This window comes from Abyssogena phaseoliformis symbiont OG214, assembly GCF_016592595.1.
Classification (GTDB): Bacteria; Pseudomonadota; Gammaproteobacteria; order PS1; family Pseudothioglobaceae; genus Ruthia.
In genome coordinates this window covers 783,943-810,547 of the sequence record NZ_AP012977.1, presented here as the reverse complement: position 1 = coordinate 810,547, position 26,605 = coordinate 783,943, and the positions used below count along the sequence as shown (strand labels likewise).

General features: G+C 37.2%; 38 protein-coding genes, 1 other RNA gene and 1 pseudogene. 21 read left to right on the top strand and 19 right to left on the bottom strand.

Features of this window, described 5'->3' with window-relative positions; all coding sequences use genetic code 11:
* The first annotated feature begins 12 nt into the window (after positions 1-12).
* The 11 genes from CVPH_RS05185 (at position 13) to CVPH_RS05140 (ending at position 6,028) form a co-directional block, all read left to right on the top strand.
* A complete protein-coding gene (locus CVPH_RS05185; RefSeq protein WP_201340688.1) occupies positions 13-294 on the top strand; it encodes a DNA methyltransferase in 282 nt (93 codons plus the stop codon).
* 165 nt (positions 295-459) lie between these two features.
* Entirely contained in the window at positions 460-831 is a 372-nt protein-coding gene (locus CVPH_RS05180) for a DNA methyltransferase (RefSeq protein ID WP_201340687.1), read from the top strand.
* Positions 832-899: 68 nt separating this feature from the next.
* Positions 900-1,076 carry a hypothetical protein gene (locus CVPH_RS05175; protein WP_201340686.1) on the top strand — a complete coding sequence of 59 codons (177 nt, stop codon included), beginning with the start codon at positions 900-902 and terminating at the stop codon, positions 1,074-1,076.
* Between the two features lie 202 nt (positions 1,077-1,278).
* Positions 1,279-1,443 (top strand): DEAD/DEAH box helicase family protein, encoded by a 165-nt coding sequence (locus CVPH_RS05170; RefSeq protein WP_201340685.1) that lies wholly within the window; start codon positions 1,279-1,281, stop codon positions 1,441-1,443.
* A complete protein-coding gene (locus CVPH_RS05165; protein ID WP_201340684.1) occupies positions 1,433-1,678 on the top strand; it encodes a hypothetical protein in 246 nt (81 codons plus the stop codon). Before CVPH_RS05170 ends, CVPH_RS05165 begins: the two co-directional genes overlap by 11 nt.
* A gap of 56 nt (positions 1,679-1,734) precedes the next feature.
* Positions 1,735-1,869: a hypothetical protein gene (locus tag CVPH_RS10755; RefSeq protein WP_281064618.1), complete on the top strand. Its 135-nt coding sequence runs from the start codon at positions 1,735-1,737 to the stop codon at positions 1,867-1,869.
* A 492-nt stretch (positions 1,870-2,361) separates the two neighbouring features.
* Entirely contained in the window at positions 2,362-3,162 is an 801-nt protein-coding gene (locus tag CVPH_RS05160) for a hypothetical protein (protein WP_201340683.1), read from the top strand.
* Positions 3,146-3,496, top strand: a complete 351-nt coding sequence (locus CVPH_RS05155) for a hypothetical protein (RefSeq protein WP_201340682.1) — start codon at positions 3,146-3,148, stop codon at positions 3,494-3,496. Before CVPH_RS05160 ends, CVPH_RS05155 begins: the two co-directional genes overlap by 17 nt.
* Before the next feature lie 45 nt (positions 3,497-3,541).
* The gene (pyrG, locus tag CVPH_RS05150) at positions 3,542-5,179 is read left to right on the top strand and encodes a CTP synthase (RefSeq protein WP_201340681.1); all 1,638 of its coding nucleotides are present in this window, start codon (positions 3,542-3,544) and stop codon (positions 5,177-5,179) included.
* Between the two features lie 88 nt (positions 5,180-5,267).
* Positions 5,268-5,810 carry a M48 family metallopeptidase gene (locus tag CVPH_RS05145; RefSeq protein ID WP_201340680.1) on the top strand — a complete coding sequence of 181 codons (543 nt, stop codon included), beginning with the start codon at positions 5,268-5,270 and terminating at the stop codon, positions 5,808-5,810.
* 77 nt (positions 5,811-5,887) lie between these two features.
* Complete coding sequence (locus CVPH_RS05140; protein WP_201340679.1) at positions 5,888-6,028, top strand: hypothetical protein; 141 nt, start codon at positions 5,888-5,890, stop codon at positions 6,026-6,028.
* Between the two features lie 24 nt (positions 6,029-6,052).
* Here CVPH_RS05140 and der read toward each other — a convergent pair whose 3' ends face one another.
* From der to hisS, 3 genes are read right to left on the bottom strand one after another with little or no spacing between them, the layout of a single operon-like run.
* The gene (gene der / locus CVPH_RS05135; RefSeq protein WP_201340678.1) at positions 6,053-7,450 is read right to left on the bottom strand and encodes a ribosome biogenesis GTPase Der; all 1,398 of its coding nucleotides are present in this window, start codon (positions 7,448-7,450) and stop codon (positions 6,053-6,055) included.
* A gap of 7 nt (positions 7,451-7,457) precedes the next feature.
* A complete protein-coding gene (locus tag CVPH_RS05130) occupies positions 7,458-8,075 on the bottom strand; it encodes a YfgM family protein (protein WP_201340677.1) in 618 nt (205 codons plus the stop codon).
* The gene (gene hisS, locus CVPH_RS05125) at positions 8,072-9,340 is read right to left on the bottom strand and encodes a histidine--tRNA ligase (RefSeq protein WP_201342431.1); all 1,269 of its coding nucleotides are present in this window, start codon (positions 9,338-9,340) and stop codon (positions 8,072-8,074) included. The genes CVPH_RS05130 and hisS overlap by 4 nt, the downstream gene beginning before the upstream one ends.
* A gap of 220 nt (positions 9,341-9,560) precedes the next feature.
* Between hisS and CVPH_RS05120 the strand changes: the two genes are divergently transcribed.
* The 4 genes from CVPH_RS05120 to CVPH_RS05110 all read left to right on the top strand — a co-directional run bounded on the left by CVPH_RS05120 (position 9,561) and on the right by CVPH_RS05110 (position 11,608).
* Entirely contained in the window at positions 9,561-9,740 is a 180-nt protein-coding gene (locus tag CVPH_RS05120; RefSeq protein ID WP_225879643.1) for an integrase, read from the top strand.
* 483 nt (positions 9,741-10,223) lie between these two features.
* The gene (locus CVPH_RS05115; RefSeq protein ID WP_201340675.1) at positions 10,224-10,388 is read left to right on the top strand and encodes a hypothetical protein; all 165 of its coding nucleotides are present in this window, start codon (positions 10,224-10,226) and stop codon (positions 10,386-10,388) included.
* A 225-nt stretch (positions 10,389-10,613) separates the two neighbouring features.
* Entirely contained in the window at positions 10,614-10,739 is a 126-nt protein-coding gene (locus CVPH_RS10750) for a hypothetical protein (protein WP_281064617.1), read from the top strand.
* A complete protein-coding gene (locus CVPH_RS05110) occupies positions 10,736-11,608 on the top strand; it encodes a toxin TcdB middle/N-terminal domain-containing protein (RefSeq protein WP_225879642.1) in 873 nt (290 codons plus the stop codon). The genes CVPH_RS10750 and CVPH_RS05110 overlap by 4 nt, the downstream gene beginning before the upstream one ends.
* A gap of 245 nt (positions 11,609-11,853) precedes the next feature.
* Here CVPH_RS05110 and CVPH_RS05105 read toward each other — a convergent pair whose 3' ends face one another.
* On the bottom strand, positions 11,854-12,045 hold the full coding sequence (locus CVPH_RS05105) for a hypothetical protein (protein WP_201340673.1): 192 nt from the start codon (positions 12,043-12,045) through the stop codon (positions 11,854-11,856).
* A gap of 89 nt (positions 12,046-12,134) precedes the next feature.
* Between CVPH_RS05105 and CVPH_RS05100 the strand changes: the two are divergent.
* The 4 genes and pseudogenes from CVPH_RS05100 to CVPH_RS10475 all read left to right on the top strand — a co-directional run.
* Positions 12,135-12,425, top strand: a pseudogene (locus tag CVPH_RS05100) (RHS repeat-associated core domain-containing protein); the annotation flags it as partial.
* Between the two features lie 17 nt (positions 12,426-12,442).
* Entirely contained in the window at positions 12,443-12,868 is a 426-nt protein-coding gene (locus CVPH_RS05095; RefSeq protein WP_201340672.1) for a hypothetical protein, read from the top strand.
* 242 nt (positions 12,869-13,110) lie between these two features.
* On the top strand, positions 13,111-13,359 hold the full coding sequence (locus CVPH_RS11220; RefSeq protein ID WP_201342409.1) for a transposase: 249 nt from the start codon (positions 13,111-13,113) through the stop codon (positions 13,357-13,359).
* Complete coding sequence (locus CVPH_RS10475; RefSeq protein WP_201340671.1) at positions 13,283-13,486, top strand: transposase; 204 nt, start codon at positions 13,283-13,285, stop codon at positions 13,484-13,486. The genes CVPH_RS11220 and CVPH_RS10475 overlap by 77 nt, the downstream gene beginning before the upstream one ends.
* 163 nt (positions 13,487-13,649) lie before the next feature.
* Here CVPH_RS10475 and CVPH_RS11215 read toward each other — a convergent pair whose 3' ends face one another.
* The 6 genes from CVPH_RS11215 to CVPH_RS05055 all read right to left on the bottom strand — a co-directional run bounded on the left by CVPH_RS11215 (position 13,650) and on the right by CVPH_RS05055 (position 19,164).
* Positions 13,650-13,760, bottom strand: coding sequence for a JmjC domain-containing protein (locus tag CVPH_RS11215; protein WP_201340670.1), 111 nt, complete (start codon positions 13,758-13,760; stop codon positions 13,650-13,652).
* Positions 13,761-13,813: 53 nt separating this feature from the next.
* Positions 13,814-13,969, bottom strand: a complete 156-nt coding sequence (locus CVPH_RS11210; protein ID WP_425353103.1) for a JmjC domain-containing protein — start codon at positions 13,967-13,969, stop codon at positions 13,814-13,816.
* A gap of 34 nt (positions 13,970-14,003) precedes the next feature.
* Positions 14,004-14,174 carry a hypothetical protein gene (locus tag CVPH_RS11010; RefSeq protein WP_342590423.1) on the bottom strand — a complete coding sequence of 57 codons (171 nt, stop codon included), beginning with the start codon at positions 14,172-14,174 and terminating at the stop codon, positions 14,004-14,006.
* A 135-nt stretch (positions 14,175-14,309) separates the two neighbouring features.
* Positions 14,310-15,770: an IMP dehydrogenase gene (gene guaB / locus CVPH_RS05065; RefSeq protein WP_201340668.1), complete on the bottom strand. Its 1,461-nt coding sequence runs from the start codon at positions 15,768-15,770 to the stop codon at positions 14,310-14,312.
* Positions 15,770-16,420, bottom strand: a complete 651-nt coding sequence (locus tag CVPH_RS05060; protein WP_201340667.1) for a TIGR04211 family SH3 domain-containing protein — start codon at positions 16,418-16,420, stop codon at positions 15,770-15,772. The genes guaB and CVPH_RS05060 overlap by 1 nt, the downstream gene beginning before the upstream one ends.
* Positions 16,417-19,164 carry a valine--tRNA ligase gene (locus CVPH_RS05055; RefSeq protein WP_201340666.1) on the bottom strand — a complete coding sequence of 916 codons (2,748 nt, stop codon included), beginning with the start codon at positions 19,162-19,164 and terminating at the stop codon, positions 16,417-16,419. The genes CVPH_RS05060 and CVPH_RS05055 overlap by 4 nt, the downstream gene beginning before the upstream one ends.
* A 75-nt stretch (positions 19,165-19,239) precedes the next feature.
* Between CVPH_RS05055 and CVPH_RS05050 the strand changes: the two genes are divergently transcribed.
* Together CVPH_RS05050 and CVPH_RS05045 are read left to right on the top strand one after the other, a co-directional pair.
* Complete coding sequence (locus CVPH_RS05050; RefSeq protein ID WP_225879819.1) at positions 19,240-19,332, top strand: GIY-YIG nuclease family protein; 93 nt, start codon at positions 19,240-19,242, stop codon at positions 19,330-19,332.
* A 205-nt stretch (positions 19,333-19,537) separates the two neighbouring features.
* Positions 19,538-19,696 carry a hypothetical protein gene (locus CVPH_RS05045; protein ID WP_201340665.1) on the top strand — a complete coding sequence of 53 codons (159 nt, stop codon included), beginning with the start codon at positions 19,538-19,540 and terminating at the stop codon, positions 19,694-19,696.
* Positions 19,697-20,040: 344 nt separating this feature from the next.
* Here CVPH_RS05045 and CVPH_RS05040 read toward each other — a convergent pair whose 3' ends face one another.
* From CVPH_RS05040 to CVPH_RS05000, 9 genes are all read right to left on the bottom strand, one after another.
* Positions 20,041-20,310: a hypothetical protein gene (locus CVPH_RS05040; RefSeq protein ID WP_201340664.1), complete on the bottom strand. Its 270-nt coding sequence runs from the start codon at positions 20,308-20,310 to the stop codon at positions 20,041-20,043.
* A 118-nt stretch (positions 20,311-20,428) separates the two neighbouring features.
* Positions 20,429-21,013, bottom strand: coding sequence for a recombination mediator RecR (gene recR / locus CVPH_RS05035; protein ID WP_201340663.1), 585 nt, complete (start codon positions 21,011-21,013; stop codon positions 20,429-20,431).
* Positions 21,013-21,318 (bottom strand): YbaB/EbfC family nucleoid-associated protein, encoded by a 306-nt coding sequence (locus tag CVPH_RS05030; RefSeq protein WP_201340662.1) that lies wholly within the window; start codon positions 21,316-21,318, stop codon positions 21,013-21,015. Before CVPH_RS05030 ends, recR begins: the two co-directional genes overlap by 1 nt.
* Positions 21,311-22,900 carry a DNA polymerase III subunit gamma/tau gene (gene dnaX, locus CVPH_RS05025; RefSeq protein WP_201340661.1) on the bottom strand — a complete coding sequence of 530 codons (1,590 nt, stop codon included), beginning with the start codon at positions 22,898-22,900 and terminating at the stop codon, positions 21,311-21,313. Before dnaX ends, CVPH_RS05030 begins: the two co-directional genes overlap by 8 nt.
* A gap of 33 nt (positions 22,901-22,933) precedes the next feature.
* An RNA gene (ffs, locus tag CVPH_RS05020) (signal recognition particle sRNA small type) lies at positions 22,934-23,029 on the bottom strand.
* Positions 23,030-23,043: 14 nt separating this feature from the next.
* The gene (murU, locus tag CVPH_RS05015) at positions 23,044-23,718 is read right to left on the bottom strand and encodes an N-acetylmuramate alpha-1-phosphate uridylyltransferase MurU (protein ID WP_201340660.1); all 675 of its coding nucleotides are present in this window, start codon (positions 23,716-23,718) and stop codon (positions 23,044-23,046) included.
* A complete protein-coding gene (locus CVPH_RS05010; RefSeq protein ID WP_201340659.1) occupies positions 23,706-24,650 on the bottom strand; it encodes an aminoglycoside phosphotransferase family protein in 945 nt (314 codons plus the stop codon). The genes murU and CVPH_RS05010 overlap by 13 nt, the downstream gene beginning before the upstream one ends.
* On the bottom strand, positions 24,640-25,476 hold the full coding sequence (locus CVPH_RS05005; RefSeq protein WP_201340658.1) for a D-amino acid aminotransferase: 837 nt from the start codon (positions 25,474-25,476) through the stop codon (positions 24,640-24,642). Before CVPH_RS05005 ends, CVPH_RS05010 begins: the two co-directional genes overlap by 11 nt.
* Positions 25,476-26,603 (bottom strand): D-alanyl-D-alanine carboxypeptidase family protein, encoded by a 1,128-nt coding sequence (locus CVPH_RS05000; protein WP_201340657.1) that lies wholly within the window; start codon positions 26,601-26,603, stop codon positions 25,476-25,478. The genes CVPH_RS05005 and CVPH_RS05000 overlap by 1 nt, the downstream gene beginning before the upstream one ends.
* Between the last annotated feature and the right edge of the window lie 2 nt (positions 26,604-26,605).

Here is a 26,605-nt window from a genome sequence, read left to right as displayed (position 1 = left end):
TGGTTAAGTTTTATGGCAAAACGCCTCAGACTTGCCAAAGGTTTGCTTGCTGATGATGAGGTGATTTTTATCTCCATTGATGATAATGAGCAAGCTCAGTTAAAACTGCTTTGTGACGATATTTTTGGAGAGAAAAATTTTATTGGAGAGGTGAATAGAAAAACTAAATCAATGACTGGAGACGAAGGTGCTGGTTTTAACTTACAATATGAAAATTTAATTATTTTTCAAAAAATAAAGAAAAAGTATTTTTACACGGAGAAAACAAAGATTTTGAAAGTTATAAAAATATAGATGGAGATGTTAATGGAGATTGGGTATCTGGCGACCCAAGTGCAAAAAGTGGTGGAGAGGCTACTTATTTTGGAATAAAAAATCCGTTTACGAATAAAATTGATTTACCACCAAATGGCAGATATTGGGTATTTTCAAGAAATAGTTTAGATAAGTATATAAAAAATGGGAAGGCAAAGTTTAAGAAAAAACATAAAAAATAATGAACCTGGCTTCATTTTTAAAAGATATAAAAAAGACTTAAAAAACTCTTTTGATATAGTAAATAGTCTTTTTACCTTAAAAAATTATTTTATGAACCAAGCCGAAACAAAAGAGTTAAAAAATATTTTTAATAAAGAATTATTCAAAAATCCAAAACCAGTGTTATTTTTTAGTAAATTGGTTCAATATTCAATAAATAAAAACTCAAAAATTTTAGATTTTTTTGCAGGTTCGGGTACAACAGGGTATGCAGTTTTAGAGCTTAATAAAGAAGATGGCGGCAATCGGAAATTTATCCTTTGCACTAACAATAAAAATGATATTTGTGAGTAGGTTACTTATGAGCGTATTAAGCGAGCTATGTAAGGTTACACCACATTAAAAGGTAAAAAATTGATGGATTGGGAGGGAGTTTAAAATATTTAAAAACTGACTTTATTAAAAAGCAAAAAACCAATGCCATTACTGATGAAGATAAAATAAAACTAATTTATCAGATAGGATGTATATTAGCACTCAAAGAAAATACGTTTAACGAGGTAAAAAAGACTGAATATTTTCATCATTTAAGCAATTAACAGCCATTTATTTTAGTGAAAATAAAGTAGGTTTGTCTGAGTTGGTTGAATTTTTAGCGACGAAAAACAAACTTTGTAAATTGTATATATTTTCATGGGTTAAAGGCGAATATAAGCATGAATTTAGCGAATACAGTAATATTATTGCTGAGGATATTCCCGAACCAATCTTAGAAGTTTATAAAAGCATAGGAATTGTCTAATGCAATTAAAAAACTTCCAAGATAAAGTAGTAGAGCAACTAAAAACAACTTTTTATCAACTTTGGCAGGGTGGAAATAGAGGCGTTCCTTTGGTGTTTAAATCTCCAACAGGTAGTGGAAAAACTATTATGATGGCGGAGTTTTTACGGCCGAGTGAGTGGTGAGGCAAGTTTTGATGCTGACAAGTGTTTTGTGTGGATATCTAAGGGTAATTTAGCCAATCAAAGCAAAGAAAAACTAGAAAGATATTATAACAGCGGTATTCCTTGGGCAAATTGCCTAGATTTGAATAATGGTTTTTTAAAAAAGAATGAGATGTTTTTTGTTAATTTGGAAAAAGTATTATCAATCCTAGAATTAAAATTTACATCTCTGCAACACCTAAATATTTACCTTTAATTTCCGAGATTGAGGATTCGAGTGCTGGTTTTGTTCGTGTAAGGCATGAAGATATTGTGGCTGAAGGGTTAATTAAAGAAAGCGTACAAATAATGCCTAAAGAAGAGGTTGAGGCATTAGATGAAAATAATAAAGATTTGGATAAGTTGTTAATTGATTTAGCCTTAGAAAAACAAGCCAATATAAAATAAGCTTATAAGGCATTAGGTTTAGATATTAACCCGCTTATTTTAATTCAATTACCTAATGACGAAAAAGAGAAAAAAGATACAGAAGGTCAGAGTAAATTAGATTTTTCTAAAGAATATCTTAAGACAAAAGGTATTGTTGATAATGAAATTGCAGTTTGGCTGAGTGATAAAAAGAAAATCTAGATAATGTTGTAAAAAATAGCGCCTTTGAAAAGATTCTAATTTTCAAGCAAGCGGTTGCTACAGGTTGGGATTGTCCAAGAGCACAAATTTTAGTCTCTCTTAGGGAGATTAAAAGCCCAGTGTTTAGGGTGCAAGTATTAGGCAGGGTGTTGCGTATGCCTGGGGCAAAGCATTATGAAAACAATTTATTAAATCATAGTTATTGTTATACTTCATATTCAAAGCAAGAAGTGTCAATTACAACAAGAGAAGATGGCGATAATAAGCCAAAAATTCATCGTACAAATATTAAATCAGGTTTGAGTAATATTGTTATCCCATCTGTATTTTTATCACGTTCTAATCCCATCTGTATTTTTATCACGTTCTAATTATAATGATATTGGCGATAGTTTTACTCAAACCTTTGTTAAAGTTGCCAATCAATATTTTGGTATTGATAATAACGACATACTGGGAAGAGGTGTTCAGAAATTAAAAGAAAAAAGTTTAGAGATCGATGTTGTTTCTATTCAAAATCATTTAATTATTAATGCCAATATTAGGGTTTATTATGATTTTATCAATCAGTTAAAAAATACAGATGTGTTAAACCATAAATCTTCATATAACGATATTAAGAAGTTTTATGATTTATTACTTTATCGTGAGATTGTCAATCAAGAGGAGCAAAGTAAGTTTGGTAACGTTGCCCGCTCATATGGTAAATTAAAATCTTCAATGAATGTTTGGTTAAAGCAGTTTATTAAAGAAAATTCACCACTTTATGCCATTGTTTGTAACGATTTATCAAAAGATACTGATAGTGTATTAAAAATAGTGATTGAGGAGGCTTTAAAAGAATACAAGCCAATACCAAATGACGAGGTGTTAAAAAAAGTTAAAAAATATAGAACAGATTTGGTTTTTTCTATTTTGCCAGAACATGCGTATTCTGATAATTATGAGTTAAATATGGGTATACAAAAATATGCACTAGATAAGTGTTATTTGAACTACACACCTGACATTGAAAAAACATTCATACATTATTTAGAAAGTCAAGAGAGTGTTGATTGGTGGTATAAAAACGCAGACAGCGGACGGAGAGGCATTGGCAATTCAATATGAAAGCAAATATGGAGAATTAAGGCTTTTTTATCCAGACTTTGTTATTAAACGGAGTGACAGAATTGGTATTTTTGATATAAAATTAGGACAGATTGCTGAAAGTGTTACGGAAAAAGCAGAGGCACTTTATCAATATTGCCAAAATAATAAAGGCAACAGTTTAATTGGAATATTAAGTAAAGAAGTTAAAGGTATTTTAAAAGACGGCGATTTAAAACTTTTGGGTGGTATTGCTGTTTTATCTAGGAATGGATTATTTAAGTTCCATGATGGTGATAGTTATGAATATTATATTAATAATCTAGATGAGTGGCAAGATTTAAAATTTAAGTAAGCATTTTTTAGGTATCATAACCCTTTCAACTTTGCTACTTTTCTTGTGCCAACAAAATACATTTTTATTACTGGCGGTGTGGTTTCCTCTTTAGGAAAGGGCATTGTAAGTGCATCATTAGCTTCAATTTTAGAATCACGTGGTTTGAATATTACCATGCTCAAACTTGACCCTTATATTAATGTTGACCCTGGCACCATGAGCCCATTTCAGCATGGTGAGGTTTTTGTAACTAACGATGGCGCTGAAACGGATCTTGACTTGGGTCATTATGAGCGTTTTATTCGCGCTCAATTGGGCAAGAAAAATAATTTTACCGCAGGTCGTGTGTATGAAAATGTCATTGAGCGAGAGCGTTGCGGTGAGTATTTGGGCGATACGGTTCAGGTCATTCCACACATTACCAATGAAATTAAGCGCTTGACTCAGGCAGGCGCACAAGGGGCTGATGTTGCTTTGGTTGAAATTGGTGGTACCGCAGGTGATATTGAGTCGCTTCCATTCATGGAAGCAATTAGGCAAATGGGTTTTGAGTTGGGTCGTGATAATGTGTTGTTTATTCATTTAACCTTATTGCCTTATATTAAAGTCGCAGGCGAGTTAAAAACCAAGCCAACCCAGCATTCTGTTAAAGAACTCAGAGGTATTGGCATTCAGCCCGATATTTTAATTTGTCGGTCTGAGCATCCATTGCTAGACGCCGAGCGTGCCAAGATTGCACTATTTACCAATGTTCCTCAAGATTTTGTGTTTATTTCATTGGATGTTGATACGATTTATAAAGTACCAAGAGCCCTGCATGAGCAAGGTTTGGATGATGCGGTGGTGAAAAAATTATCACTAAATTGCAAGCCAACCGATTTGAGTGATTGGGATAATGTGGTTGAGAAATTACAACACCCTAAATCTAGTGTTGATATTGCCATGGTGGGCAAATACATGGATTTGACAGAGTCTTACAAGTCTTTGTCTGAAGCTTTAATCCACGCCAGCATACACACACAAACCAAAGTTAACATCCATTATTTTGATTCTGAAGAAATTGAAAAAAGCGGCACTGATTGTTTATCTGAGATGAGTGCAATTTTAGTACCAGGCGGTTTTGGTAATCGTGGCGTTGAAGGCAAAATTGCCACAGTTAAATTTGCTCGTGAAAACAACGTGCCTTATTTAGGTATTTGTCTTGGTATGCAGGTTGCTGTGATTGAATATGCACGCAATATGGCGAACATGACTGGCGCCAATAGTACAGAATTTAATGAAAGCACACCTTATCCTGTTATTGATTTAATAACAAAGTGGCAAGATGCAGATGGGCACAAACAAATTCGGAATAAAGACTCAGATTTGGGCGGTACAATGCGTCTTGGGGGGCAAAAATGCGTTTTAGTTGAGGGCACCGATTCACAAAATATTTATACTAAGTCAGTTATTACTGAGCGCCACCGCCACCGTTACGAGGTTAACAATGCATTAATTAAACAATTGGAAACAGCGGGTTTGAGCGTTTCTGGGCGTTCTATCGATGGTACTTTAGTCGAAATGGTCGAAATTAAGGACCATCCTTGGTTTGTGGCTTGTCAGTTCCATCCAGAATTCACTTCAAACCCGCGTGATGGGCATCCACTATTTGAAAGTTTTATTAAAGCTGCCAATAAAGCGCATGACCTTATTTTGTTCTAATCTGTTTACAAAAATATTGACCCGACCGCCCTTTTTATTTTGCGCGTTATTATTATCTTCATGCTTATCAACGATTGACAAAGGGCTTATGTCAGCCAGCAATGCCATTAGCCTTGTTGATCTGGTGACAGGAAAACGTGAAATAAACTTTGAATCTAAAGCGCAAGAGATTAAACGTGCAAATACACAAAGTAAAGAAATTTTTGCTGATTTAAAGCGAAAGAAGATAAAAATTGATAATCAAAGTCAATATTTTTCTCGTATTCAGCGTGTATTTAATCGGCTTAAAAAAGTCACGCACAGAGCAGATTTACCTTGGGAAGTGCACCTAATTGACAATCATCAGTGGAACGCTTTCACATTGGTGGGCGGCAAAGTTTTTGTTTACACAGGGTTATTTAAAGGCAAATTGGCAGTGCGCTCTGATGATGAGTTGGCAGCCTATGAGGCAAGTTTCACCACCAATCAAGAAGATGAAGCGGATAAATATTCAGTGATTTATTCAGAATTAGCAGGTTACAAACCAAGTGTAGGTGCTGAGATATGGGTGCGTATGCACAAGCAATTAGGCAGTGATTCAAAAGACAGATTGCATGACCATTCACTTAACGTTGACAGGGTAAAAGCCTAGCACGTTATGCAAAGTTAGCTGATCAGTACTATCATAGTGGCAAGATAAGTAAGGATCATAAATACTATTGGCGAATAATGCCGTGTTTTTTTCATCAAGATGCATCAGCCCTTAAAGCGGGCGAGGGTGGTGGATTTTTATCCCTATTTGAAACTTTGGGTAACGTTTATGTTGAGGCAGAAAAAGCCAAGCAAGAGCAGCGCAAGCGTGGTCTTTAATGCAGTGCTGATATTAAGAATACCTTAGCGCTTTTTAACAAATTTCATTAAACGACGTTTTTTGGTAATTTGTCTAGCATTCAATACATTTTTTCTATCTTTAAAAGGGTTATCACCACTTTTGTATTCAATTTTGATAGGGGTATTGGTTAATTTTAAAGCATTAATAAAAAAGTTCTTTAAATAACTCTCATAGGCATTTGGCACATTTTGTAGGTGATTGCCATGAAAAGTAAATGTCGGCGGAAACACATCGGTTTGATTGACGTATTTAATTTTTAGCCTTCTGCCTTTAACAGGTGGTGGTTGATGGCCCTGATTGGCCTTTTCTAAAATTTTATTCAATACTGAGGTTGAATATTGTCCACCAGCGTTTTGATAAGACTGATTGATGGTTGCAAATAATTTACCCACACCAGAGCCGTGTAGGGCAGAAATGTAATGCACGCTAGCATAATTTACAAAAGAAAGTTTAACGTCCAATTTGCGCTTAACTTCTTGCTTTTGATAATCATCCAAACCGTCCCATTTGTTAATGACAATGAGTAGCGCTCTACCTTTATCTGCAATCATACCTAATAGGGTTGCGTCTTGTTCAGTCACCCCAGTTTGGGCATCTAGTACAAGAATAACAACATGAGCCTTTGCCAAGGCATCAATGGCTTTAATAATGGAGAATATTTCAACTTTTTTATGAGTCGAGCGTTTACGGCGAATGCCTGCTGTGTCAATGAGTGTATATTTTTGTCCTTTATGTTTAAAAGGGATATAAATACTATCACGCGTGGTGCCTGGTAAATCAATCACCAGTACGCGCTCTTGCCCTAAAATACGGTTAATTAATGTTGATTTACCCACATTAGGTCTGCCAAGTACGGCTACAGCAATACCTTCTACTTCTTCCATTTCATCAATGGTGGCTTGAGGTAGTAGGGGCAGGGTGGCGTCAATTAAATCAGCAATGCCTTGGCCATGTTCGGCTGAAATCAGCATAGGCTCACCCAGTCCAAGCTCAAAAAATTCAGCAGCTAAGGTCGGGTTTAAGCCCTCAGCCTTATTACAAACCAAGATGATATTTTTTTTAAGCTTTCTAAGGCGTGCTGCGATTTCTAAATCAAGACCAATCACACCATCTCGGCTACTAACCATAAAATAAATAACGTCTGATTCTTCTAGCGCGTTCAGCACTTGATCTTGGATGCCACTGTCAACTAGATTGTCTTTATTGGTAAGTCCGCCTGTGTCAATAATTGTGGCAAAAGTTTGCGTATCATCATCTAAAAGCACTTCTACATATTGACGATCGCGAGTTAATCCTTCAAAATCAGACACCAATGCTTGGCGTGAATAGCTTAGGCGGTTAAACAGCGTGGACTTACCAACATTAGGACGTCCAACAAGACAAATAGTAGGTGAGCCCATAGGGAGATTAATTAAGATCGCTTAATTTAATTTTAATCAAATTTTGCAATCCAGAATTTTTAAAAATTTGATTTAGAGCTAATTCATAATGTTTTTTAGCATTGTCAGTTTGCTTGTCAGCCAAATAAATATCCCCTTTAAGCTGATTATACAAGCCGTCAAATGCACTATTAGGCGCAGTGTTTAGCACACTAAGTGCTTGCTTGTAATTACCCATTTCTAAATGTAGACTGGCTATTCTCATATTAACAACTTTGGCAATAGAGACATTGCTTGCATCACTCAAGGGAGTAAGGTATTCAAGTGCTTGTGTATAATTTTTATTAGCCACTGCATTTTTAGCTAGAATTAATGTCGCTTGATCAAGATAGCCACTACTTGTACGGTTATTTTTTAGTTGTTCGTAGGCTTGCGTGTCGTTAGGATTGGCGCGAAGTGTTAAGTAAATACTTCGCGCTTCAATCAATTGAGAGTGTTGATAATTTTTATAAGCATCAAAACTCCAAATGCCACCCAAGCCCAAGGTAACACCAACTACAATTTGTAGCGTATTTTCTTTAATCCAGCGTTTAACTTGCTCAACCTGTTCTTCTTCAGTCTTACCTAGTTCAATAAAATTTTTCATGTGTTTTCCTTAAAATATTTAATCGCTTCTTTTAAACCCATGGTTTGTTGCACTCCTTGGCCTTTTAAGGGTTTGATACTCACTTGATTGTTGTTTAATTCTTGTTCACCCAAGATTAATGCAAAATGCGCTTTAGCTTTATCTGCCTTTTTAAACTGACTTTTAAAACTACCCAGAGTGATGTCATTATAGATGATTGCATTAGGCAGTGTATCATGCAAATAGCTGGCTATTTGCATTGATTTAATCTGTGCTTTTTCACCTAGTGCAACTAAGTAAATAGACAAAGTAGGCTCGATTGCCATTAGGTTTTGCGCCTCTAACAGTAACACTAAGCGCTCTAAACCAATCGCTAAACCAACTGCTGGTGTTAGTATACCACCCATTTTTTCAACCAAACCATCATATCGTCCACCGGCGCAAATCGTACCTTGTGCACCCAAATCAGTTGTCGTCCATTCAAATACAGTGCGGTTGTAATAATCTAACCCGCGAACCAAGCGAGTATTAATCACATAAGCAATATCCAAGGCGTCTAAATAAGTCTTAAATTGCTCAAAATGTTGTGCAGATTCTTTGTCTAAGTAATCCATTAACTTAGGTACATTGCTAATTAAAGAGTACATTGCTTTATTCTTACTATCCAAAATGCGCAAGGGATTGGTTTTTAATCGTCTTAAGCTGTCTTCATCAAGCTGCTCTTTGTGCTGATTAAAATACGCAACCAATACTTTTTTATAAGCAGCTCTAGCCTCACTAGAGGCTAAAGTATTAATCTCTAATACAATATTTTTCAAACCTAAAACTTGCCACAAAGCATGTGTCATCATCATAAGTTCAGCATCCACCTTGGCATCAATTGCACCAAACACTTCAAGCCCCACTTGGTGGAACTGGCGATAACGCCCCTTTTGCGGGCGCTCATGCCGAAACATCGCTCCTTGATAAAAAACTTTTTGAATCCCTTCTCTAGGTAAATTATGCTCAATCATCATACGTACACAACCTGCTGTGCCTTCAGGCCTTAAGCTTAACGACTCACCACTTGACTCTGTCCACGAATACAGTTCCTTTTCAACAATGTCCGTAGCCCTGCCAATCGCACGACAAAAAGTATCCGTTTTCTCAACAATTGGCGTGCGAATATTTTGATAGCCATAACTAATAAACAAATTAAATATTGTCTTTTCTAACGACAGCCAAAGCACAGAATCTTTGGGTAATAAGTCGTTCATGCCACGAATGGCCTGGATTTTTTTACTCATTTGTTGGTAAGTGTTAGAAGTTTTCAACATTTTACCAATTTCTATCTTATGGATTAGAAAAATAAAATAAGTTATTTATCTTTTTTATTTTATTGCATTAGGTCAATATCAATTTGGATTTTTTGTGGTATTATATTACTGTTAAAGTTGATTTAAAACTTTAGCATGGGTTTGATACGGTTGTCCTGCCCGTTTTTGCAAGGCTTTGGAGTTAAGTTATATGTCAATGATGTTATCTAGCACTTATGAGGCGTTTATTGCTGCTGGCACACCACCAGAAAAAGCCAAAGAAGCCAGTGAGGAAATTGCAGGCTGTGATAGACGCTTGGTCAGACTTGAGGTTATGAATGCTTTAATTTTAGCTGGCGTTCTTAGTTTGGTTATTAAAGCATTCTTTTAATGGGATATTAACTAAAAAAATCAATGTAAAGCACAAAATTCTTTGGCAATAAGTCGTTCATGCCACGAATGGTCTGGATTTTTTTACTCATTTGTTGGTAAGTGTTAGAAGTTTTTAGCATTTTACCAATTTCTATCTTATGGATTAGAAAAATAAAAAACAAAATGTAGTATTTTTATGATAGAATTCCTTTAACTTATTCAAACACCTAGGAGCATCCATGCCCACCAACTAGCGCTACCTGTCCTTCGGTATCGCTGTTTTTGTTGTTGCTCTTATCATCTTCTCCCTCAACATTGACACTCAACCTAATAACAACACCTCATCTATATTCACCCAAACAACCCAATCTGACACACACCAAACCCAAGCAAACGCAACCACAAACATTGACACCAACCACCCTAGTTGACAGCACCGCAGGTAGCTTCAGCGTTAACCAAGACGCTGTCAACTACACCATCCCCATCACTGTCCCACCCGGTGTTGCAGGCATGCAACCCGAACTCAGAACTCAGTATTAACTACAACTCAAACGCTGGTAACAGCATTCTAGGCATGGGCTTTAGCTTAGGTGGCTTATCTCCCATCCACCGCTGTTCAAAGACCACTGCTACTGATGGCATCAAAGGCGGCATTCAACTATGACGATAACGACAGATGCTGCCTAGATGGGCAAAGGCTCATCGTCATATCAGGCAACAATGGACAAGCCAACTCAGAATACCGCACTGAGATTAATAACTTCAGCAAAGTTAAATACAATGGTAACCACTGGACAGTGAAACCAAATCGGGGTAAACCTTTGGGTATGGTAATACACAAGACTCAAAGATTAAAGCCCAAGGTAAATCAACCATTAGACTCTGGGCAGTGAATAGAGTCACAGATGCTACAAACAATGCTGTTAACTATGTCTATGATGAAGACAATGCAAATGGCGAATACACGCTTAATAGAATTAATTATGCTAATAATTCGGTTAGGTTTGTTTTATGAAGACAGAGAAGATGATATTAAAACTAAATTCAAAAATAGAAACTACTAAGCGACTAAGAAATATTCAAACTTTTGCAAACAACAGTTTGGTTAGGGATTATCAGGCTAACTATCAATACAGTAGCAAGCCAGAAACCAGTCAGATTACTGAAATTATACAAAAGACGGGCGGTGGTGAGGAGACTCTTAGTCCAATTGTTTTTACTTGGGATGAAATAGACCTGCCTGTTCATGGTAAGTCTGGTCAATGCTACAGACAAAGTTATAAATATAGAGGCTGGGGACGTAGCAAGCCATCAGAATTAGTTGGATATAATGAGGGTGATATTGAGGGTTTCTATCCAAATGGAATAGCGAGATATAGCTACTTACTTGAGTTTGTCGATGTCAATGGCGATGGGCTGAGTGATATGATTGTTAAAGGAAAGGCGTTTTTATCTAATGGTTCTAGTTTTTATGCTAATAAGCATCTCGGCTCTTGTGGTAGAGTTATTTATAAGAATTATGAGATTAGAACCTATAAAAATGACACCTATGGTTATGCCGATGTCAATGGTGACGGCAAGGCAGACTTTATTAAATCAAGTGATGGTATGGTTACAGTATCCTTGTCAACCTTTGATAAGACAAAAACAATTACTAGCATTGATAACGGCTTTAACATTAGCACTACAATTAATTACAAGCCTTTAACGGGTGAGGGTATCTACCAACAAGAGGCAAAAGCATACCACCCAAACAAAAACATTTATGCGCCCATGTTATTGGTCTCCAGCACAGCAACCAACAACGCCATTGGTGGACAAAACACCGCCACCTACCAAAATACGGTGGCGCAAAGGTCAATCTCCAAGGTCGTAGCAACCTAGGCTTTACTTGGATTGAATCTTTCGATGAACAATCCAACAAATTCACCCACACCGAATACAATCAAGACTACCCTTATGTAGGACAAATAAGTAACACTCAAGAATACATTAAAACCAATAACAATCGCCAACTATTAAACAGCCAAACCAACACCCACCAAGACAAGTCCAGCCATAACAACAAAATACACGCCCCTTACCTAACCCAAAGCCTCTCAAAGTCTTTTGATTACAACTCAAACGCATTACTCACCACCACAACCACCAGCCAATCCAACATTGACGATTACAGCAACGTAGTCGACCACCACAGGCAATGTGGAAAGACCTTCACCAAAACCACCACCAGTGGCACTGACATCACTACCCGAAGTATCACCACTGAGTATTCCCAAGACGGCAAATTCCCACTCACCACCACGCCATAGTGAGACCAAAACCTATGACAACCTAGGCAGCATCGACACCATCACCGATGGCCAAGGCAATGTCGTGGAAAGAATGAGCCGCGGCCGCCTTTGGCGAAAGGAGAAAGGCAGACTGGCGCGCAGCTGACCCACTCCTGCCCATCATCCTAGCACTCACTAACCGAGGCTTTACTGGGCATGAGCACATTGATGAGATGGGGCTGATTCACATGAACAGTTGGGTATATGACCCGCAGATTGGGCGTTTTCTTTCAGCAGATTCACATATACAAGTGCCTTACAACACACAGAGTTACAACAGATATACGTACGCACTCAATAATCCACTTAAATACACAGACCCAAGTGGCTATTTGGGGGTGCTTTATTTAGTGCCATCTTTAACGTAGTAGTTGCAACAGCAGTAGTGGTTGTGCAAGTTGTTACTGCTGTTATTTCTACCGTATGGCAGGTAGGTTCTGCAATTTTTAATACAGTAGGCACTATGGCAAATTCAATAGACGGTGCTATTGGTGCAACTGGTAAAATACTAACTGCAATTACCCAAGGTGCACAAATAGGCTTTGTTGGTGGTATTACAGGCGGCTCACTTGAGAGTGCAAATAAAGGCGCAAGCACAGGATTGGCACAAAGTATCGGACACAATTGGCTTGGTACTGGTGAAGGGCTTACAGGTACACAATATTCATATGACATGACTCGGAGTTGGGTGGATACAATCCAGGATGGGGAACTGGAGAAACAGGAGGACTCTCTTATAAAAGAGAGTGTTGGAGGTAAACTTGATTGGAAGTATGATTTTGAATTGGAGGTAATAAAAGATGCAAGATAAAAAAATAAACTTAGGCTGTACCTAGGTTATTATTTTTTTATTACCCTTATTGCTTTTTATGTTTATAGCTTTTGATTCATCAAATTTTAATTTAATGTTTGACTATATTGTTTTTATTTTTTGCGTTATGTTTATAGGAGTAGTATTTTATTTTTGGACTATTTATAAACCAATGATGAGATGAATAAAGGGGGTGCTACCCTTTAATTACAAAACCCTGTTAAAATACACTTTATGCCAAGATAACCCGCAGCAGTGTATTTGCCAACATTTCCCGCCATATTACTCAAAGAGGCAATCACAAAGAAAACGTTTTCTTTTCTGATGCTAACAAAAACTATTATTTAAAGCTATTACAACAGTATGCTTTAAAGCATCAAGTAAAAATACTTGCCTATTGTTTGATGACAAACAATGTTCATCTTATTTTTCAGCCAGCAACAAAAGAAGGATTGCAAAAAAGTATTAAAACCTGTGCATATGCGTTATAGTCAATACATTAACAAACAAAAAAATTGGCAAGGTGTTTTATGGCAAGGACGATTTTTCTCATCCCCACTTGATGAGCAATACAGTTACCACGCTTTTCGCTATGTTGAAAACAATCCAGCGCGGTAGAAAAAGCAATAGAGTACCAATATTCAAGTGCTGCTTATCATTGTGGACTGGTTACAAACAACATCATTACCGATTATGATATCGGTAATGGTATAAAGACGTATGAAGATTATTTAATGATGGATGAAAATAAAAAAGCATTAGACATGTTAAGGCGTAATGTTTATAAAGGATTGTCGTCTAGGCTGATGCCGTGATGTACAACTTTGGGTGGTATATAGAGTATATCTCCTGGCTCGACATCAAAGGTTTGCTCGGGTTGAAAGGTGCTCATAATCCTAAGGCGGAGTGTTGGCTAAATAGTTGTCTAATTCATAATGTTTGGTGCTAATATACCAGCGACGTTTGGCCACTGCTTTGTAGTAAAAATACGTCGTAATAATTCATGTGTGGACCGACACTGCCACCTAAAGTGGCATAGGATATCGTCAAATCGCCAACGTGGTATAAAATCGAATTGCTTGATGAGTTGGTACACTTCATCAATGTGTCTATCAACCCCTTGAATTAATAGTGTCTAGTCTTGTTCTGGCAAATTGGCGAATGTATTGTCAAAAAATGGGCCATTACTTAGCGACCACTCTTGATTGGCAATTGAGCCAGTAATTAGCCTTGATTCAAATTTTTCTTCAAGTGAAAGACCGGCTAATTCATCAAGGGTGATGGGTAAGATAAAATTAGGCAGCACCTGTTTGATTAGCGCTGGCTTTTTTGCCAGTAATTGGTTAAAAATTCTTGCTCAGAGATTATTCTAAAATAAAGCACCTTTGCGGTATTTTTTGGCTAAACAAGCAAAAGAAATATTAGTAAGAAAGCTTAATGATTATTGATGGTAGTTTGGCGCTTCTTTGGTAATGGATACATCATGAACATGGGATTCAACCATACCTGCGGAGGTGACTTGTACAAATTGTGCGTTTGTACGCATTTTTTCTAATGTATTACAACCAGTGTAGCCCATAGAAGATCTAACGCCACCAACCATTTGATGGATGATAGGGCGCATAGAGCCTTTAAATGGAACACGACCTTCAACGCCTTCTGGTACTAATTTGTCAGCCTTAGAGTCTGATTGGAAATAGCGATCAGATGAACCATGTGCTTGGTTCATTGCACCTAGTGAGCCCATACCACGGTAGGATTTGTAAGAACGACCTTGATAGGGTTCGACCTCGCCTGGAGATTCTTCAGTGCCCGCTAGCATTGAGCCTAACATAACGCAGTATGCGCCAGCAGCGAATGCTTTGGCAATGTCGCCAGAATAGCGAATACCACCATCGGCAATAATTGGTACGCCCGTGCCTTTGAGTGCATCTGCCACGTCTGAAATGGCGGTGATTTGTGGCACGCCTACGCCAGCAACAATGCGAGTGGTGCAAATACTACCTGGACCAATACCTACTTTTACACAGTCTGCACCTGCTTTGACTAAATCTAGTGCCGCCGCACCTGTGGCGATATTGCCAGCAATAATGGCTAAGTTTGGATGTTTACTTTTGGTTTTTGCAACTCTGTCAAGTACGCCTTGAGAGTGCCCATGCGCAGTGTCAATCACAATAACGTCCACACCTGCTTCAACAAGTGCATCAACACGCTCGCTTGTGCCAATAGCAACACCAACAGCAGCACCTACACACAAACGCTCTTCTGAGTCTTTGCAGGCATTGGGAAAGTCTGTTGATTTTTGAATGTCGCTGACATTAATCATGCCTTTAAGGTTGAAGGTATCATCAGTTATGACAACGCGCTCAATACGGTGTTTTTGTAATAATGACCTTACCTCGCTCATGTCTGTGCCTTCTTGAACAGTGATTAATTTGTTTTGTGGGGTCATGACATTTTCAACCAATTCACCCAAACGGGTTTCGAATCTTACATCTCTACCTGTCACTAGACCGACAATAATATTGCCCTCAAGCACAGGCAAGGCAGAAATGTTGTGCTGTTGTTGCATTTTAAAGACATCAGCAATGGTTGCCTTTGGTGAGATGGTGATTGGTTCTCTGATAATGCCTGATTCAAAACGTTTGACACGGCGCACTTCGTTGGCTTGCTCTGCCACTGACATGTTTTTATGAATAATACCAATACCACCTTCTTGGGCAATGGCAATGGCTAGTTTGGACTCGGTGACGGTGTCCATTGCTGCTGAAAGAATGGGTGTATTAAGGGTGATATTTTTAGTTAATTGCGTTGTTAGGCTCACTTCTTTTGGCATGGTTTTTGAGTGTGCGGGTATTAGCAACACATCATCAAATGTGTATGCGGTTTTTAGTAAATTCATTAATATCTCCTGCGGTTAACAAAGTTTGGAAAAATGAAACCTATCATCATGCCAAAAAATAACACCAAGCCACCCGCAATGAACCAATTACGAGAACTGGACTCTTGCGTAGCGATGCTGTTACTTTCTAATAGTTGAATCTCAGTTTTTAGTTGCAACACTTGCGTGGCGAGCCTTTCATTAGAATGTTCAAGTTTTAGTGCATCTTTATAAATTTTCTCAACGTGTTGCTTTTCAGCTTGAGATTTGCTAATTTGCATAGAAAGCCCAGTATTTTTATTTTTTAGTGTTTTAACTTGTTTTGAAAGTTCTGTGTTTCTTTTGCTTTGTTTGGTGGTTAGTAATTGGTTAGCGTTGTAGCTTTGTCTAAGTTTTTCTAATTGCATTCTTGCGGGTGGATTGTTAGATAAGTATCTTGAAATGACCCAACCTGTTGAGTTTTCATACTTCACTTGAGTCCAGCCATCTTCAGTGGCTTGTAGGATGGAGAGTTTTGAGCCAGAAGATAAAGAACGCACTATATTGTTACCAAATGTTTTATCTTCGCGCATTGGAATGTCTACTTGGTCAGTGATGTAGACAAATGACCTGGCGTTAGCAAGTGTACTAAGTAGTATGAGCGTTAATGATAAATGTTTAATTAAATTCATAAGCTGGATATTTTTTTAAGTTGATTGATGAAATCATTAATAGCAGATAGTGTTACAGCTAGTCTTTCTTTTTCTATATTGATGATTGTTTTAGGTGCGCCTTTTATAAAATTTTCATTGTTTAATTTACCCTCAAACTGAGTTTTTTGCTTTTCTAATTTTTCAATTTCTTTATTAAGGCGCACGATTTCTTGGTTTTTATCAATCAAGCCAGCCAATGGAATGAAAATTTTCATATCACCAACCAAAGCGGTAGATGATTCTGGTGCTTGCTCGGTGGTGGTTAGCTTGTCAATATTTTCCATTTTTGCCAGCGAGTTTAGAATGCTCATATTATTTGTCAGATATTGCTCATCCGTAGCGTTAAAGTTTTGCACAAAACAAGGTAGTGGCTTTGAAGGTGGAATTTTCATTTCACCACGAATTTGGCGAATGCCTAAAATAAAGGTTTGTAGCCATTTAATTTCTACCTCGGCTTTGGTAGATATTAAATTATTAATGACTTGCGGATAAGATTGAGTCATTAAACTCGTGCTATTACGGCTTGTAATGACATTGCATTGCTCAAAGATTTCCTCAGTGATAAATGGAATGATTGGGTGTAACAGAGTTACTATTTCGTTTAGCACTTTGATTAAAGTGGCTTGTGTGCCTGCTTTGGTTGCATCATCTTGTAATAACGGCTTAGACAATTCAAGATACCAATCGCAATAGTCGTGCCAAACAAACTCATATAGGGTTTGGCTCATTAAATCAAGGCGATAGTCAGCTAGATGCTTTTCAACGTTGTTTTTGGTGTTTTGTAAACAAGATAAAATCCATTCGTCAGCAGTTGATAATTGTGCGTTAGTATCAATGGTTTCACTTTCAAGTTTCATCAACACGAAACGTGAAGCATTCCACAGTTTGTTGCAAAAATTACGATAGCCTTCAACTCGCTTTAAATCAAACTTAATATCACGACCAAAAGAAGCTAAGGCGGCAAAAGTAAAGCGTAGCGCATCAGTACCAAAGGCGGGAATACCATCAGCAAATTCTTTTTTAGTTTGTTTTTTAATTTTTTCTGCCATTTTTGGCTGCATTAACCCTTGCGTGCGTTTTTTAAGTAAATCTTGCAAAGTAATGCCGTCAATTAAATCAATTGGGTCAAGCACGTTGCCTTTGGATTTGGACATTTTTTGCCCTTGTCCGTCTTTGATTAAGCCAGTGATATAAATGTCTTTAAAAGGCACCTTGCCTGTAAATTTAAGCCCAAACATAATCATGCGAGCCACCCAAAAAAAGATAATATCAAAGCCAGTGACCAGTACATCAGTTGGGTAAAAATGAGATAAATCAGGTGTTTTTTCTGGCCAGCCTAGGGTTGAAAATGGCCATAAGGCGGAGGAAAACCAAGTATCAAGCACATCTTCATCTTGAGTGAGTGTTATCCCTTCTCCTGCTTGTTTTTGCGCTTGTTCAAGTGAGTCTGCAACAAAGATATTGCCTTTGTCGTCATACCATGCGGGAATACGATGCCCCCACCAAATTTGGCGAGAGATGCACCAATCTTGAATGTTATCCATCCAGTTAAAATAAGTTTTGTTCCAGTTTTCAGGAATAAAGCGAATGTCTCCATTTTTAACTGCATCAATGGCAGGTTGGGCTAATGGCTTGATTTTAACAAACCACTGGTTGGTTAAATAAGGCTCGATGACTGCATTTGTTCTATCACCACGCGGTATCATTAATTTATGTGGCTCGATTTTTTCTAGTAAATCCTGATTATCTAAATCTTGAATGATGTGCTTGCGTGCTTTAAATCTATCCATGCCTGTGTAGGCACTATCAACTATGTTGTTAATTTTAGCATCATCAGTTAGGATGTTAATAACCTCTAAATGATGGTGCAGCCCAATTTCATAGTCGTTAAAGTCATGAGCAGGGGTGATTTTAACGCAGCCTGTACCAAATGCCATATCGACATAATTGTCTGCAATGATTGGAATTTTTCGATTGGTTAGGGGTAAGTCAATGGTTTTACCAATCAGATGTGTATAACGCTTATCATCAGGATGAACAGCAACGGCGCTATCGCCTAGCATGGTTTCAGGGCGTGTGGTTGCAACAATCATTACCTCATTAGTATTAGTAATAGGATAACGCATGTGCCAAAGTGAGCCTTGCTCTTCAGTGCTAATGACTTCAAGGTCAGATACAGCGGTGTGTAATACTGGGTCCCAATTGACCAAACGCTTACCACGATAAATCAGCCCTTCTTCAAAGAGTTGTATGAATACTTTTTTAACAGCATTAGACAAGCCTTTATCCATAGTAAATCGCTCTTTTTTCCAATCAACTGATGAGCCAAGTCTGCGCATTTGTGACGTGATTGTGCCACCAGATTGTGCCTTCCAATCCCAAATCTTATCAATAAATTTATCCCGACCAAGCTCATGACGAGTCACCTCTTGTGCTGCTAATTGACGTTCAACCACCATTTGTGTGGCAATGCCTGCATGGTCTGTACCTGGCAGCCAAAGGGTTTGTTCGTCATTTGCACGATGATAACGCGTTAATATGTCCATAATCGTATGTTGGAAAGCATGCCCCATGTGTAGCGATCCTGTAACATTTGGGGGTGGTAGCATAATGCAGTAGGCATTTTTGCTGGTGGTATTTGAATCAGATGAGAATAGGTTTTTGTCTTCCCAAAGTGAGCTAAATTTTGCTTCAATTTGTTTAGGATTGTAAGTTTTTTCCATTAAAGTAGCAAGATGGATTAAACTTCGTCATTATACTATATCATCAAAATTAAATTGGTTAATAAAGCTTGGTTTGTGTATTTACTTCATTATGCCAACAACTTGCTTTATTGTGGTGTTAGCAATGATATTAGCAGACGTATCAGACAACATAATGGTGTGAGATAAAAGGCGGGGCAAAATACACACATGTACAGCGCTCCTTGTGAGTTGGTTTATCAAGAAAAAGCAAATAATAAAAGCTAAGCGTTTAAGCGTGAGTACGAAATTAAGCAAATGAGCCGTATTGATAAGCTCTTATTAATCGAAAAACAATGAAAAAAACTACTTACAAATCTTCTGCGAAGATCATAGTATTTATGAGTTAGTCATCATGCGCTCACAATCCATAGAGGTTCTTATTGATGAGACTATTCAAGTAATTAGGCTAAAAGATATCATCAATAAATCTACAGAAGAATTTTTAATTTTTTTAGATGAACAGAGCGTGGAACAAGAATTACGAGTAGATAAAATTACTATAAAAGAGTGATTTTAAGAACAGGGTTATAATGTGAATCTATTTTTTTTGAAATAAGAAATAATTAAAATCTTGCGTATTGCCGTTGGGGTGAGAGTGAATTTCAGAAGTGGTTTTTATTAATTTAAAGTTGTTGCCTAATAATTGCGTGATTTTTTTTACATCATATTGAACAATATTAAGCTCTGAACACAACTTGGGACCACTGGGTGAGAATGTGGATAGTAAGAAATAACCGTCTTCTTTAACTTGACTGGTTAGTTTTCTAATATAAGTTTTTTGGTCTTTTTTATCTGTTAAAAAGTGAAATACAGCACGGTCATGCCAAAGAGAAAATTGATGATTAGATTTAAATTCTAAAATATTTTCATGGTAAAAATGAACTTTTTAATGGCGCTCAAAGCGCTACTTGAAAGTTCTAGTAATGATAAATTGGTATAACCCTTGTCAATCAAATTATCAACCAGAACTGATACACCACAACCTACATCAATGATGGCATCATTCTTACTTGTAAATTCTAGAATCCAATCAAGTGATATGGTTGACTGGGCTTGATGCCAACTTACTTGAGTGTATTCTTGATTTTGGTAAATATTATCCCAATGAGTGGACGTATCTGTCATTAACTTGGTGTTTATAATGATATTATTGAGAATTTTACACACAATGTTGTGAGTGAGTGATTTAGAAAAATCTATTAATTTTTACATAAAAGTGTTAGATATGAGATACAAAGATATTTTAATCGTACTTTTTACGACCTGATAGTGCGTGAGCAATGGTATTGATATCAGCGTATTCTAATTCACCACCAATTGGGATGCCATGAGCGATTCGGGTGATTTGAATGTCAAATTGTTTAGCCATACTGCTAATATAATGAGCAGTTACTTCGCCTTCTACTGTAGCATTAGTTGCTAGAATAATTTCCTTTATATTTTGGTTGGTTAGTTTTTGTTCTAGTTCATTTAAGCCTAATTCAGATGCGCCAATACCATCAATAGGGGATAGGTAACCACTAAGGACAAAATATTTACCCTTATAAACCCCACTTTGTTCAATGGCATGAACATCAGTTGGTGTTTCTACAACGCATAATTGTGAAGCATCACGCACTTCACTAGTACAAATATGACATAAGGTTTTTTCACTTAATGTTCGGCATGAGGTGCAGTGTTTGACGTGTTCCATAGCATCAACTAACGCTTTGGCAAGATCCATACCACCTTCACGATTGCGCTCTAATAGATGATAAATAAAGCGTTGTGCGGTTTTACTGCCTACACCGGGTAATGTACAGAAGGCTTTGTTGAGTGATTCAATCATTAGAAAGGTAAGTTCATACCACCTGTGGCAGTTTTCATTTTGGCAGATGAGGCTTCAGAGATTTGTCTCACAGCATCGTTCATTGCACTAAGGATTAAATCTTCAAGTAGTTCTTTATCATTCATCACTTCATCAAGGATTTTAATATCAGTTACTATGTGTTCACTATTTAAGGTGATTTCAACGCAGCTACCAGCAGCTTTTCCAGTGGCAGATAGATTTTTGATTTCCGCTTGTACTTGTTTTATATTATCTTGTATTTGCTGGGCTTTTTTCATCATCCCAGCCATTCCGTCTTTAAACATGGTTAATTTCCTTAATTGAGTTAATATTAATTTTTGTATCGAATATTTTTTCTAGTTTTTGCACACCTTTATCATTTAAGAATTGTGCTTGTATTTTTTTCATTTTTTCATTATGTGCTTGAGTTTGTTTTTGTGCTAATGTTTGAGTATTGGGCTTGCCAAGGTTAATTACCAAACTTAGTATTGAAAATTTTTGTCTAAGTGTTGTTAACATGCTTTTTTGTACGTGGTCACTTAGTAAATTAGTAAATTGGTTATCCAATGTTAGTGTTAGCGTTGTATTGTTGACATTGTCAAATAGTGTATTTTTTACCAACATTTGCGCACCGCCTTTAAATTCTAGCACTTGGGTGAGTGTTTCCCATTGTTGTTGATTGTTAATATCAAGTGTGGCGGGTTTTACAACGTCTGGTTTTTGCTCTACTTTTGGTAGTGGTTTTTCCTTAATTGGTGCCGGTGTTTTAACTTCAGGGCTGATTTTCAGCGTTTTTTTTTCCGCGTTAGGCTGGGCATCGCTGCGAAATGCCAACATTCTAAGTAGTGTCATCTCAAACCCAATTTGTTCACTAGGGGCTAGTGCCATGTCTTTAGAGCCATTGACTGACATTTGATAAAAAATTTGCAAATCAAAGTTTGATATTTGTGTGCTAAGGTTTTGAATAGTCTTGTTACTTTCAGTATCAACAATTTGTGCAATAGATATTTTGTGAAATAATGAACTTAAATCTTTAAGTGCATTGCTAAGATTTTCGCCGCGGTGAGACAAGTCCTTAATAAAATCAATCACCGCTCTGGCATCTTGGCTAAATAAATATGTTGCTAATTTAATAATATCATCATGATGTACCAAGCCCAGCATGGCTTTAATATCAGCATTGGTTACTGTGCCTTTGCCATAAGAGATTGATTGATCAAGCAAACTCAGTGCATCGCGCATTGAGCCATTGCCAAAATCAGCAATTTGGCCAAGAGCTGATTCTTCATAGCTCAGCGCTTCGGCACCCATGATAAATTTTAGCTGGCCTAGAATTTCATCATGGGTTAGTTGTTGTAATGTGAATTGCAAGCAACGCGATAAAACGGTTACGGGTAGTTTTTGTGGATCTGTAGTTGCTAATAAGAATTTAACGTGTTCTGGCGGCTCTTCAAGGGTTTTTAAAAGAGCATTAAAACTGCTTTTGGACAGCATATGCACCTCATCGATAAGATAAATCTTATAACGATTTTTGCTTGGCGTATATTGCGCATTTTCTAAAATGTCGCGCATGTTATCCACCCCTGTGTGTGAGGCAGCGTCAAGCTCAATTAAATCAATTGATTGACCTTTGTCAATTTCAATGCAAGTAAGGCATTTGCCACATGGGGTTGAACTAATGCCTTGTTCACAGTTAATAGATTTGGCAAAAATTCTGGCAATGGTAGTTTTGCCAACACCACGTGTGCCTGTGAATAAAAAGCCGTGGTGCAAATTATTAGCATCAAGTGCATTGATTAGGGTTTTTTTTGTGTGCGTTTGACCTACCAATTCAGCAAAAGAATGCGGGCGATATTTTCTAGCTAAAACTTGATAGTGTTCACTCATCAAAAATAGGGTTGATTTTATTAAAAGTGATAGCACCAAGAATATCATCCAACACACAAAAAAATTATTACCGTTGCTTCCTTCCAGATCTGGCGGGGTTCATAACCATTTATTGTCGGCACACCCTTGACACTATCAGTAAGTTATTTTACATTCAGTCTGGCTTGCTTGTTGGCTAATTCTAAACGTTCTGGTGTGCCTATATCTTGCCAGTAACCAGCATAATGTTCTGCACTAATTTGATTTTTAGCTATGGTTGCTTTTAGCACCTTTGAAAGTGCTAATTTTTCCTCGAATAAATAAGGTTTAAACAGATCAGGGCGATAAACACCGACACCAGAAAAGGTGTAAGTTTTTTTGTTTGTTAGGATTAATTGGGTATCGTTTAATGAAAAATCACCTGCTGGATTGTGTTTAGGGTTGTCAATTAGTACAAGATGAGCCAGTGAGTTTGTTGGGAGTGTTAGGTTTGATAAGTCATAATCACAAAGCACATCGCTATTAATGACAACAAAAGGCTTGATGCCTAATAAGGGTAATGCTTTCATAATACCGCCCGCAGTTTCTAATGCGCCTTTTGACTCATTACTGTAGTGAATATTGACACCAAATTTTGAGCCATTACCAAGATAAGACTTAATTTGTTCGTCTAAATATGAAATGTTAATGACTATTTTGCTGATGCCAGCATTTTTTAAGGCATTAATTGAATGTTCAATGAGTGTTAAGCCTTGAACTTTGATTAAGGGTTTCGGTGTATTTTTGGTCAACGGCATCATGCGTTTTCCTCGACCTGCTGCTAAAATCATACCAAGCATAAGATCTCTTTAAGGGGTGCAAATTCTGGGTATTTATTGGCTGTTTGTTGTGCATACTTTTTAACCAATGGTAAGTCATTTAAGTATTGGTGTTTGTTGTTTCTAATTGACAGGCGTTTAAAGATGCCTAATATTTTTAAATGACGTTGCAACCCCATCAATTCAAACTGTTTTTCAAATTCAGAAAATTCAGAATCAATATTAACTTGATCGTAGTAGTATTGCAAAAGTATTTGTAATTCAAAGGGTTTCAATTCAAAGTAAGCGTCTTTAAGTAGTGAACATAAATCATAAGTATTTGAGCCAATGAGTGCATCTTGAAAATCAATTACAGCTAAATCATTATTTTTTAGCGTCATTAGGTTGCGACAATGATAATCACGATGCACAAACACTTGTTTTGAACTAAGTGCATTGTCAGACAATAGCCTAAAAATAGCTTGTAAATTTTGAAGATGGGTATTGGATAGCGTTTTAGGTAAGTACCAATCTATCAGTAGTTGCATTTCAGCGTTGAGCAGTTGTTTGTCGTATTTTTTAAGTGCTAGGTTTTGGGTATTAATGATTTGTATTTTGATGAGTTCGTCAATGGCTATTTTGTATAAATCAAGATTAAAATTCCCATTTAAGGCTTGTAAAAAAGTAGTTGAGCCCAAATCCTCCAACAGTAAAAAACCTTGCTTTAAGTCTAAGCTGATGATTTTTGGTGCGTGAATATTATGCCGATTAAGCAGTTTGGCAATTTTGATAAAAGATGCGGTGCTTTCCTTTGAGGGCGGTGCATCCATAGCAATAGTAGTTTCTTGCTGATGTTGAACTCTAAAATAACGACGAAAACTGGCATCATTACTTGCACGTGTGAGTGCAAAATTTTGATGACCAAAGAAACTTTCAAGCCAATTGCCTAGTTTATCTAAACGCTTATCGTGCATTTTTTAAACTTTGGTAGTAATCATAAACACAGCCCCAAGCATTACCAATATTACCACGGTTGATTAACTTGCCATCAACTTGGGTAATGGGCATGATTTCACGTGTGGAACTAGAGATCCACAGCTCGTCTGCGGCGTTTAATTCATCCATTGAAAATGAAACTTCTTTAATAGGGATATGGCATGCTCTTGCGCTTTCTAGTACTAAATCGCGAGTAATGCCAGATAGAATATGAACACTAGTCGGATGGGTAAATAGTGTGTTATCTTTGATTACAAATACATTAGAAGTTGCACCTTCGGTCACTTGATTGTCTCGATAAAGAATAACCTCTTCAACGTTTTTTTCTTTTGCTTGTTGTGAATACATGACATTGGCCAAAAGAGAGATGGATTTAATGTCACATCGATGCCAGCGAATATCTGGCTGGGTGATGGCTGAAAAGCCTACTTTAAGCGTCTGCTTGGTTTTGGTTAGTAAGGGATTGGATTCGATATAAACCGTTGGTGTTAAATTGCTAAAACTGTGTTTGCGTTTGTTGCCCACACCACGACTTATTTGTAAGTAAATTGATTGCTCTTGGTTGTTATAAAAGTCAAGAAGCTTGCTTAGAATATCGCCCCACTCTTTTAGATTATATGGGTTTTTAATTTTGACTGAATCAAGGCTTGTCTGCAAGCGTAATAGATGCGCATTAAGGCGAAATATTTTGTTGTTATAAATAGGAATTACTTCATAAACACCATCGCCAAACAAAAAACCTCTATCCATCACAGAAATATGTGCTTGGTTTTTTTCAATAAATTCGCCGTTTAAAAATACCACTAAAACCCAATAGCCTCAAGCATACGCGAGAACAAGCTTGCTTGTTGTGCATCTTCAAGCGCAACTAATGGAATGCTTATCATGGTTTTGCCTTCAAACTGGATGAGTAATTTGCCAACAACATCACCTTTATTGATAGGTGCTGACAAGGCTGTATCAAGTTGAATCACTTGGTCTGAAAGTTTGAACTGACCACGTGCTAGAGTGAAGCTGACTGCTTTTGACATGCCCACCTTTAGTGTGTCTTTGATTGAGTTGGCAATGGGCACTTCTTTTTTAATGTTTTCAATGGTTTGGGTTTCAAAAAAGCGAAAGCCGTAGTCAAGAATTTTTTGTGTTTGTGAGGTTCGAGCATTCACACTACTAGACCCCAAAACAACAGAAATCAAACGCATGCCAACGCGTTTAGCACTGGCCACTAAGTTATAACCTGCTTTTTTAGTAAATCCAGTTTTTAGCCCGTCTACCGTATGGTCGCTCCATAGTAATTTATTGCGATTGCGTTGTTTAATGCCGTGATAAGTAAATTCTTTTTGTGAGTACCAAGGGTAGAATTGGGGAAAGTCTTTAATCGTTGCTGTCACTAATAGTGTTATATCAGCCGCAGTGGTGTATTGATTATCATTTGGCAAGCCAGAAGCATTTTCAAACCAAGAATTGTTCATATCAAGTTGACGTGCATATTCATTCATATAAGTGGCAAATGTACTTTCAGTTCCTGCAATATGTTCAGCCAAGGCGACAGCAGAATCATTGCCAGATTGAATGATCATGCCTTTAAGCAATGTTTCAAGTTTAATGGTTTTGTCCACTTCTACAAAACTTTTTGAGCCGCCTGTTTTCCACGCTTTTTTGCTGATACGCACTTCGTCCTCTAAACTGATACGACCATCGTTAATAAGTTGGAAAACAACATAGGCTGTCATTAGTTTGGTTAGACTTGCTGGTGCGCGTTTATCGTGTTGCTTGCTGCTTGCGATGACTTTTCTGGAGTTGTAATCAACAACACTATAAGCAGCAGCAGATATTTCTGGTGCTTTAGGGGTGATAAAAATTGCCGCTTGAGTATTTAAAGCAAGGGAGAATATAAGAATGACTAAGGATTTGATGATTGATTGATATTGCATAA

What these genes read in the sequence shown, in the direction of transcription:
- recR (WP_201340663.1), bottom strand. Translation starts at nt 21,013, where the DNA reads ATGATTGAATCACTCAACAAAGCCTTCTGTACATTACCCGGTGTAGGC.
- CVPH_RS11215 (WP_201340670.1), bottom strand. Translation starts at nt 13,760, where the DNA reads ATGAGCACCTTTCAACCCGAGCAAACCTTTGATGTCGAGCCAGGAGAT.
- CVPH_RS05110 (WP_225879642.1), top strand. Translation starts at nt 10,736, where the DNA reads ATGAAGACAGAGAAGATGATATTAAAACTAAATTCAAAAATAGAAACT.
- murU (WP_201340660.1), bottom strand. Translation starts at nt 23,718, where the DNA reads ATGCTTGGTATGATTTTAGCAGCAGGTCGAGGAAAACGCATGATGCCG.
- CVPH_RS05140 (WP_201340679.1), top strand. Translation starts at nt 5,888, where the DNA reads ATGCCGTGTTTTTTTCATCAAGATGCATCAGCCCTTAAAGCGGGCGAG.
- CVPH_RS05045 (WP_201340665.1), top strand. Translation starts at nt 19,538, where the DNA reads ATGCGCTCACAATCCATAGAGGTTCTTATTGATGAGACTATTCAAGTA.
- dnaX (WP_201340661.1), bottom strand. Translation starts at nt 22,900, where the DNA reads ATGAGTGAACACTATCAAGTTTTAGCTAGAAAATATCGCCCGCATTCT.
- CVPH_RS05040 (WP_201340664.1), bottom strand. Translation starts at nt 20,310, where the DNA reads ATGACAGATACGTCCACTCATTGGGATAATATTTACCAAAATCAAGAA.
- CVPH_RS05010 (WP_201340659.1), bottom strand. Translation starts at nt 24,650, where the DNA reads ATGCACGATAAGCGTTTAGATAAACTAGGCAATTGGCTTGAAAGTTTC.
- hisS (WP_201342431.1), bottom strand. Translation starts at nt 9,340, where the DNA reads ATGAGTAAAAAAATCCAGGCCATTCGTGGCATGAACGACTTATTACCC.
- CVPH_RS05060 (WP_201340667.1), bottom strand. Translation starts at nt 16,420, where the DNA reads ATGAATTTAATTAAACATTTATCATTAACGCTCATACTACTTAGTACA.
- CVPH_RS05000 (WP_201340657.1), bottom strand. Translation starts at nt 26,603, where the DNA reads ATGCAATATCAATCAATCATCAAATCCTTAGTCATTCTTATATTCTCC.
- der (WP_201340678.1), bottom strand. Translation starts at nt 7,450, where the DNA reads ATGGGCTCACCTACTATTTGTCTTGTTGGACGTCCTAATGTTGGTAAG.
- CVPH_RS05055 (WP_201340666.1), bottom strand. Translation starts at nt 19,164, where the DNA reads ATGGAAAAAACTTACAATCCTAAACAAATTGAAGCAAAATTTAGCTCA.
- CVPH_RS05180 (WP_201340687.1), top strand. Translation starts at nt 460, where the DNA reads ATGGGAAGGCAAAGTTTAAGAAAAAACATAAAAAATAATGAACCTGGC.
- guaB (WP_201340668.1), bottom strand. Translation starts at nt 15,770, where the DNA reads ATGAATTTACTAAAAACCGCATACACATTTGATGATGTGTTGCTAATA.
- CVPH_RS05030 (WP_201340662.1), bottom strand. Translation starts at nt 21,318, where the DNA reads ATGTTTAAAGACGGAATGGCTGGGATGATGAAAAAAGCCCAGCAAATA.
- CVPH_RS05185 (WP_201340688.1), top strand. Translation starts at nt 13, where the DNA reads ATGGCAAAACGCCTCAGACTTGCCAAAGGTTTGCTTGCTGATGATGAG.
- CVPH_RS05130 (WP_201340677.1), bottom strand. Translation starts at nt 8,075, where the DNA reads ATGAAAAATTTTATTGAACTAGGTAAGACTGAAGAAGAACAGGTTGAG.
- CVPH_RS11210 (WP_425353103.1), bottom strand. Translation starts at nt 13,969, where the DNA reads ATGAAGTGTACCAACTCATCAAGCAATTCGATTTTATACCACGTTGGC.
- CVPH_RS05145 (WP_201340680.1), top strand. Translation starts at nt 5,268, where the DNA reads ATGTCAGCCAGCAATGCCATTAGCCTTGTTGATCTGGTGACAGGAAAA.
- CVPH_RS10475 (WP_201340671.1), top strand. Translation starts at nt 13,283, where the DNA reads ATGTTCATCTTATTTTTCAGCCAGCAACAAAAGAAGGATTGCAAAAAA.
- CVPH_RS05170 (WP_201340685.1), top strand. Translation starts at nt 1,279, where the DNA reads ATGCAATTAAAAAACTTCCAAGATAAAGTAGTAGAGCAACTAAAAACA.
- CVPH_RS05120 (WP_225879643.1), top strand. Translation starts at nt 9,561, where the DNA reads ATGTCAATGATGTTATCTAGCACTTATGAGGCGTTTATTGCTGCTGGC.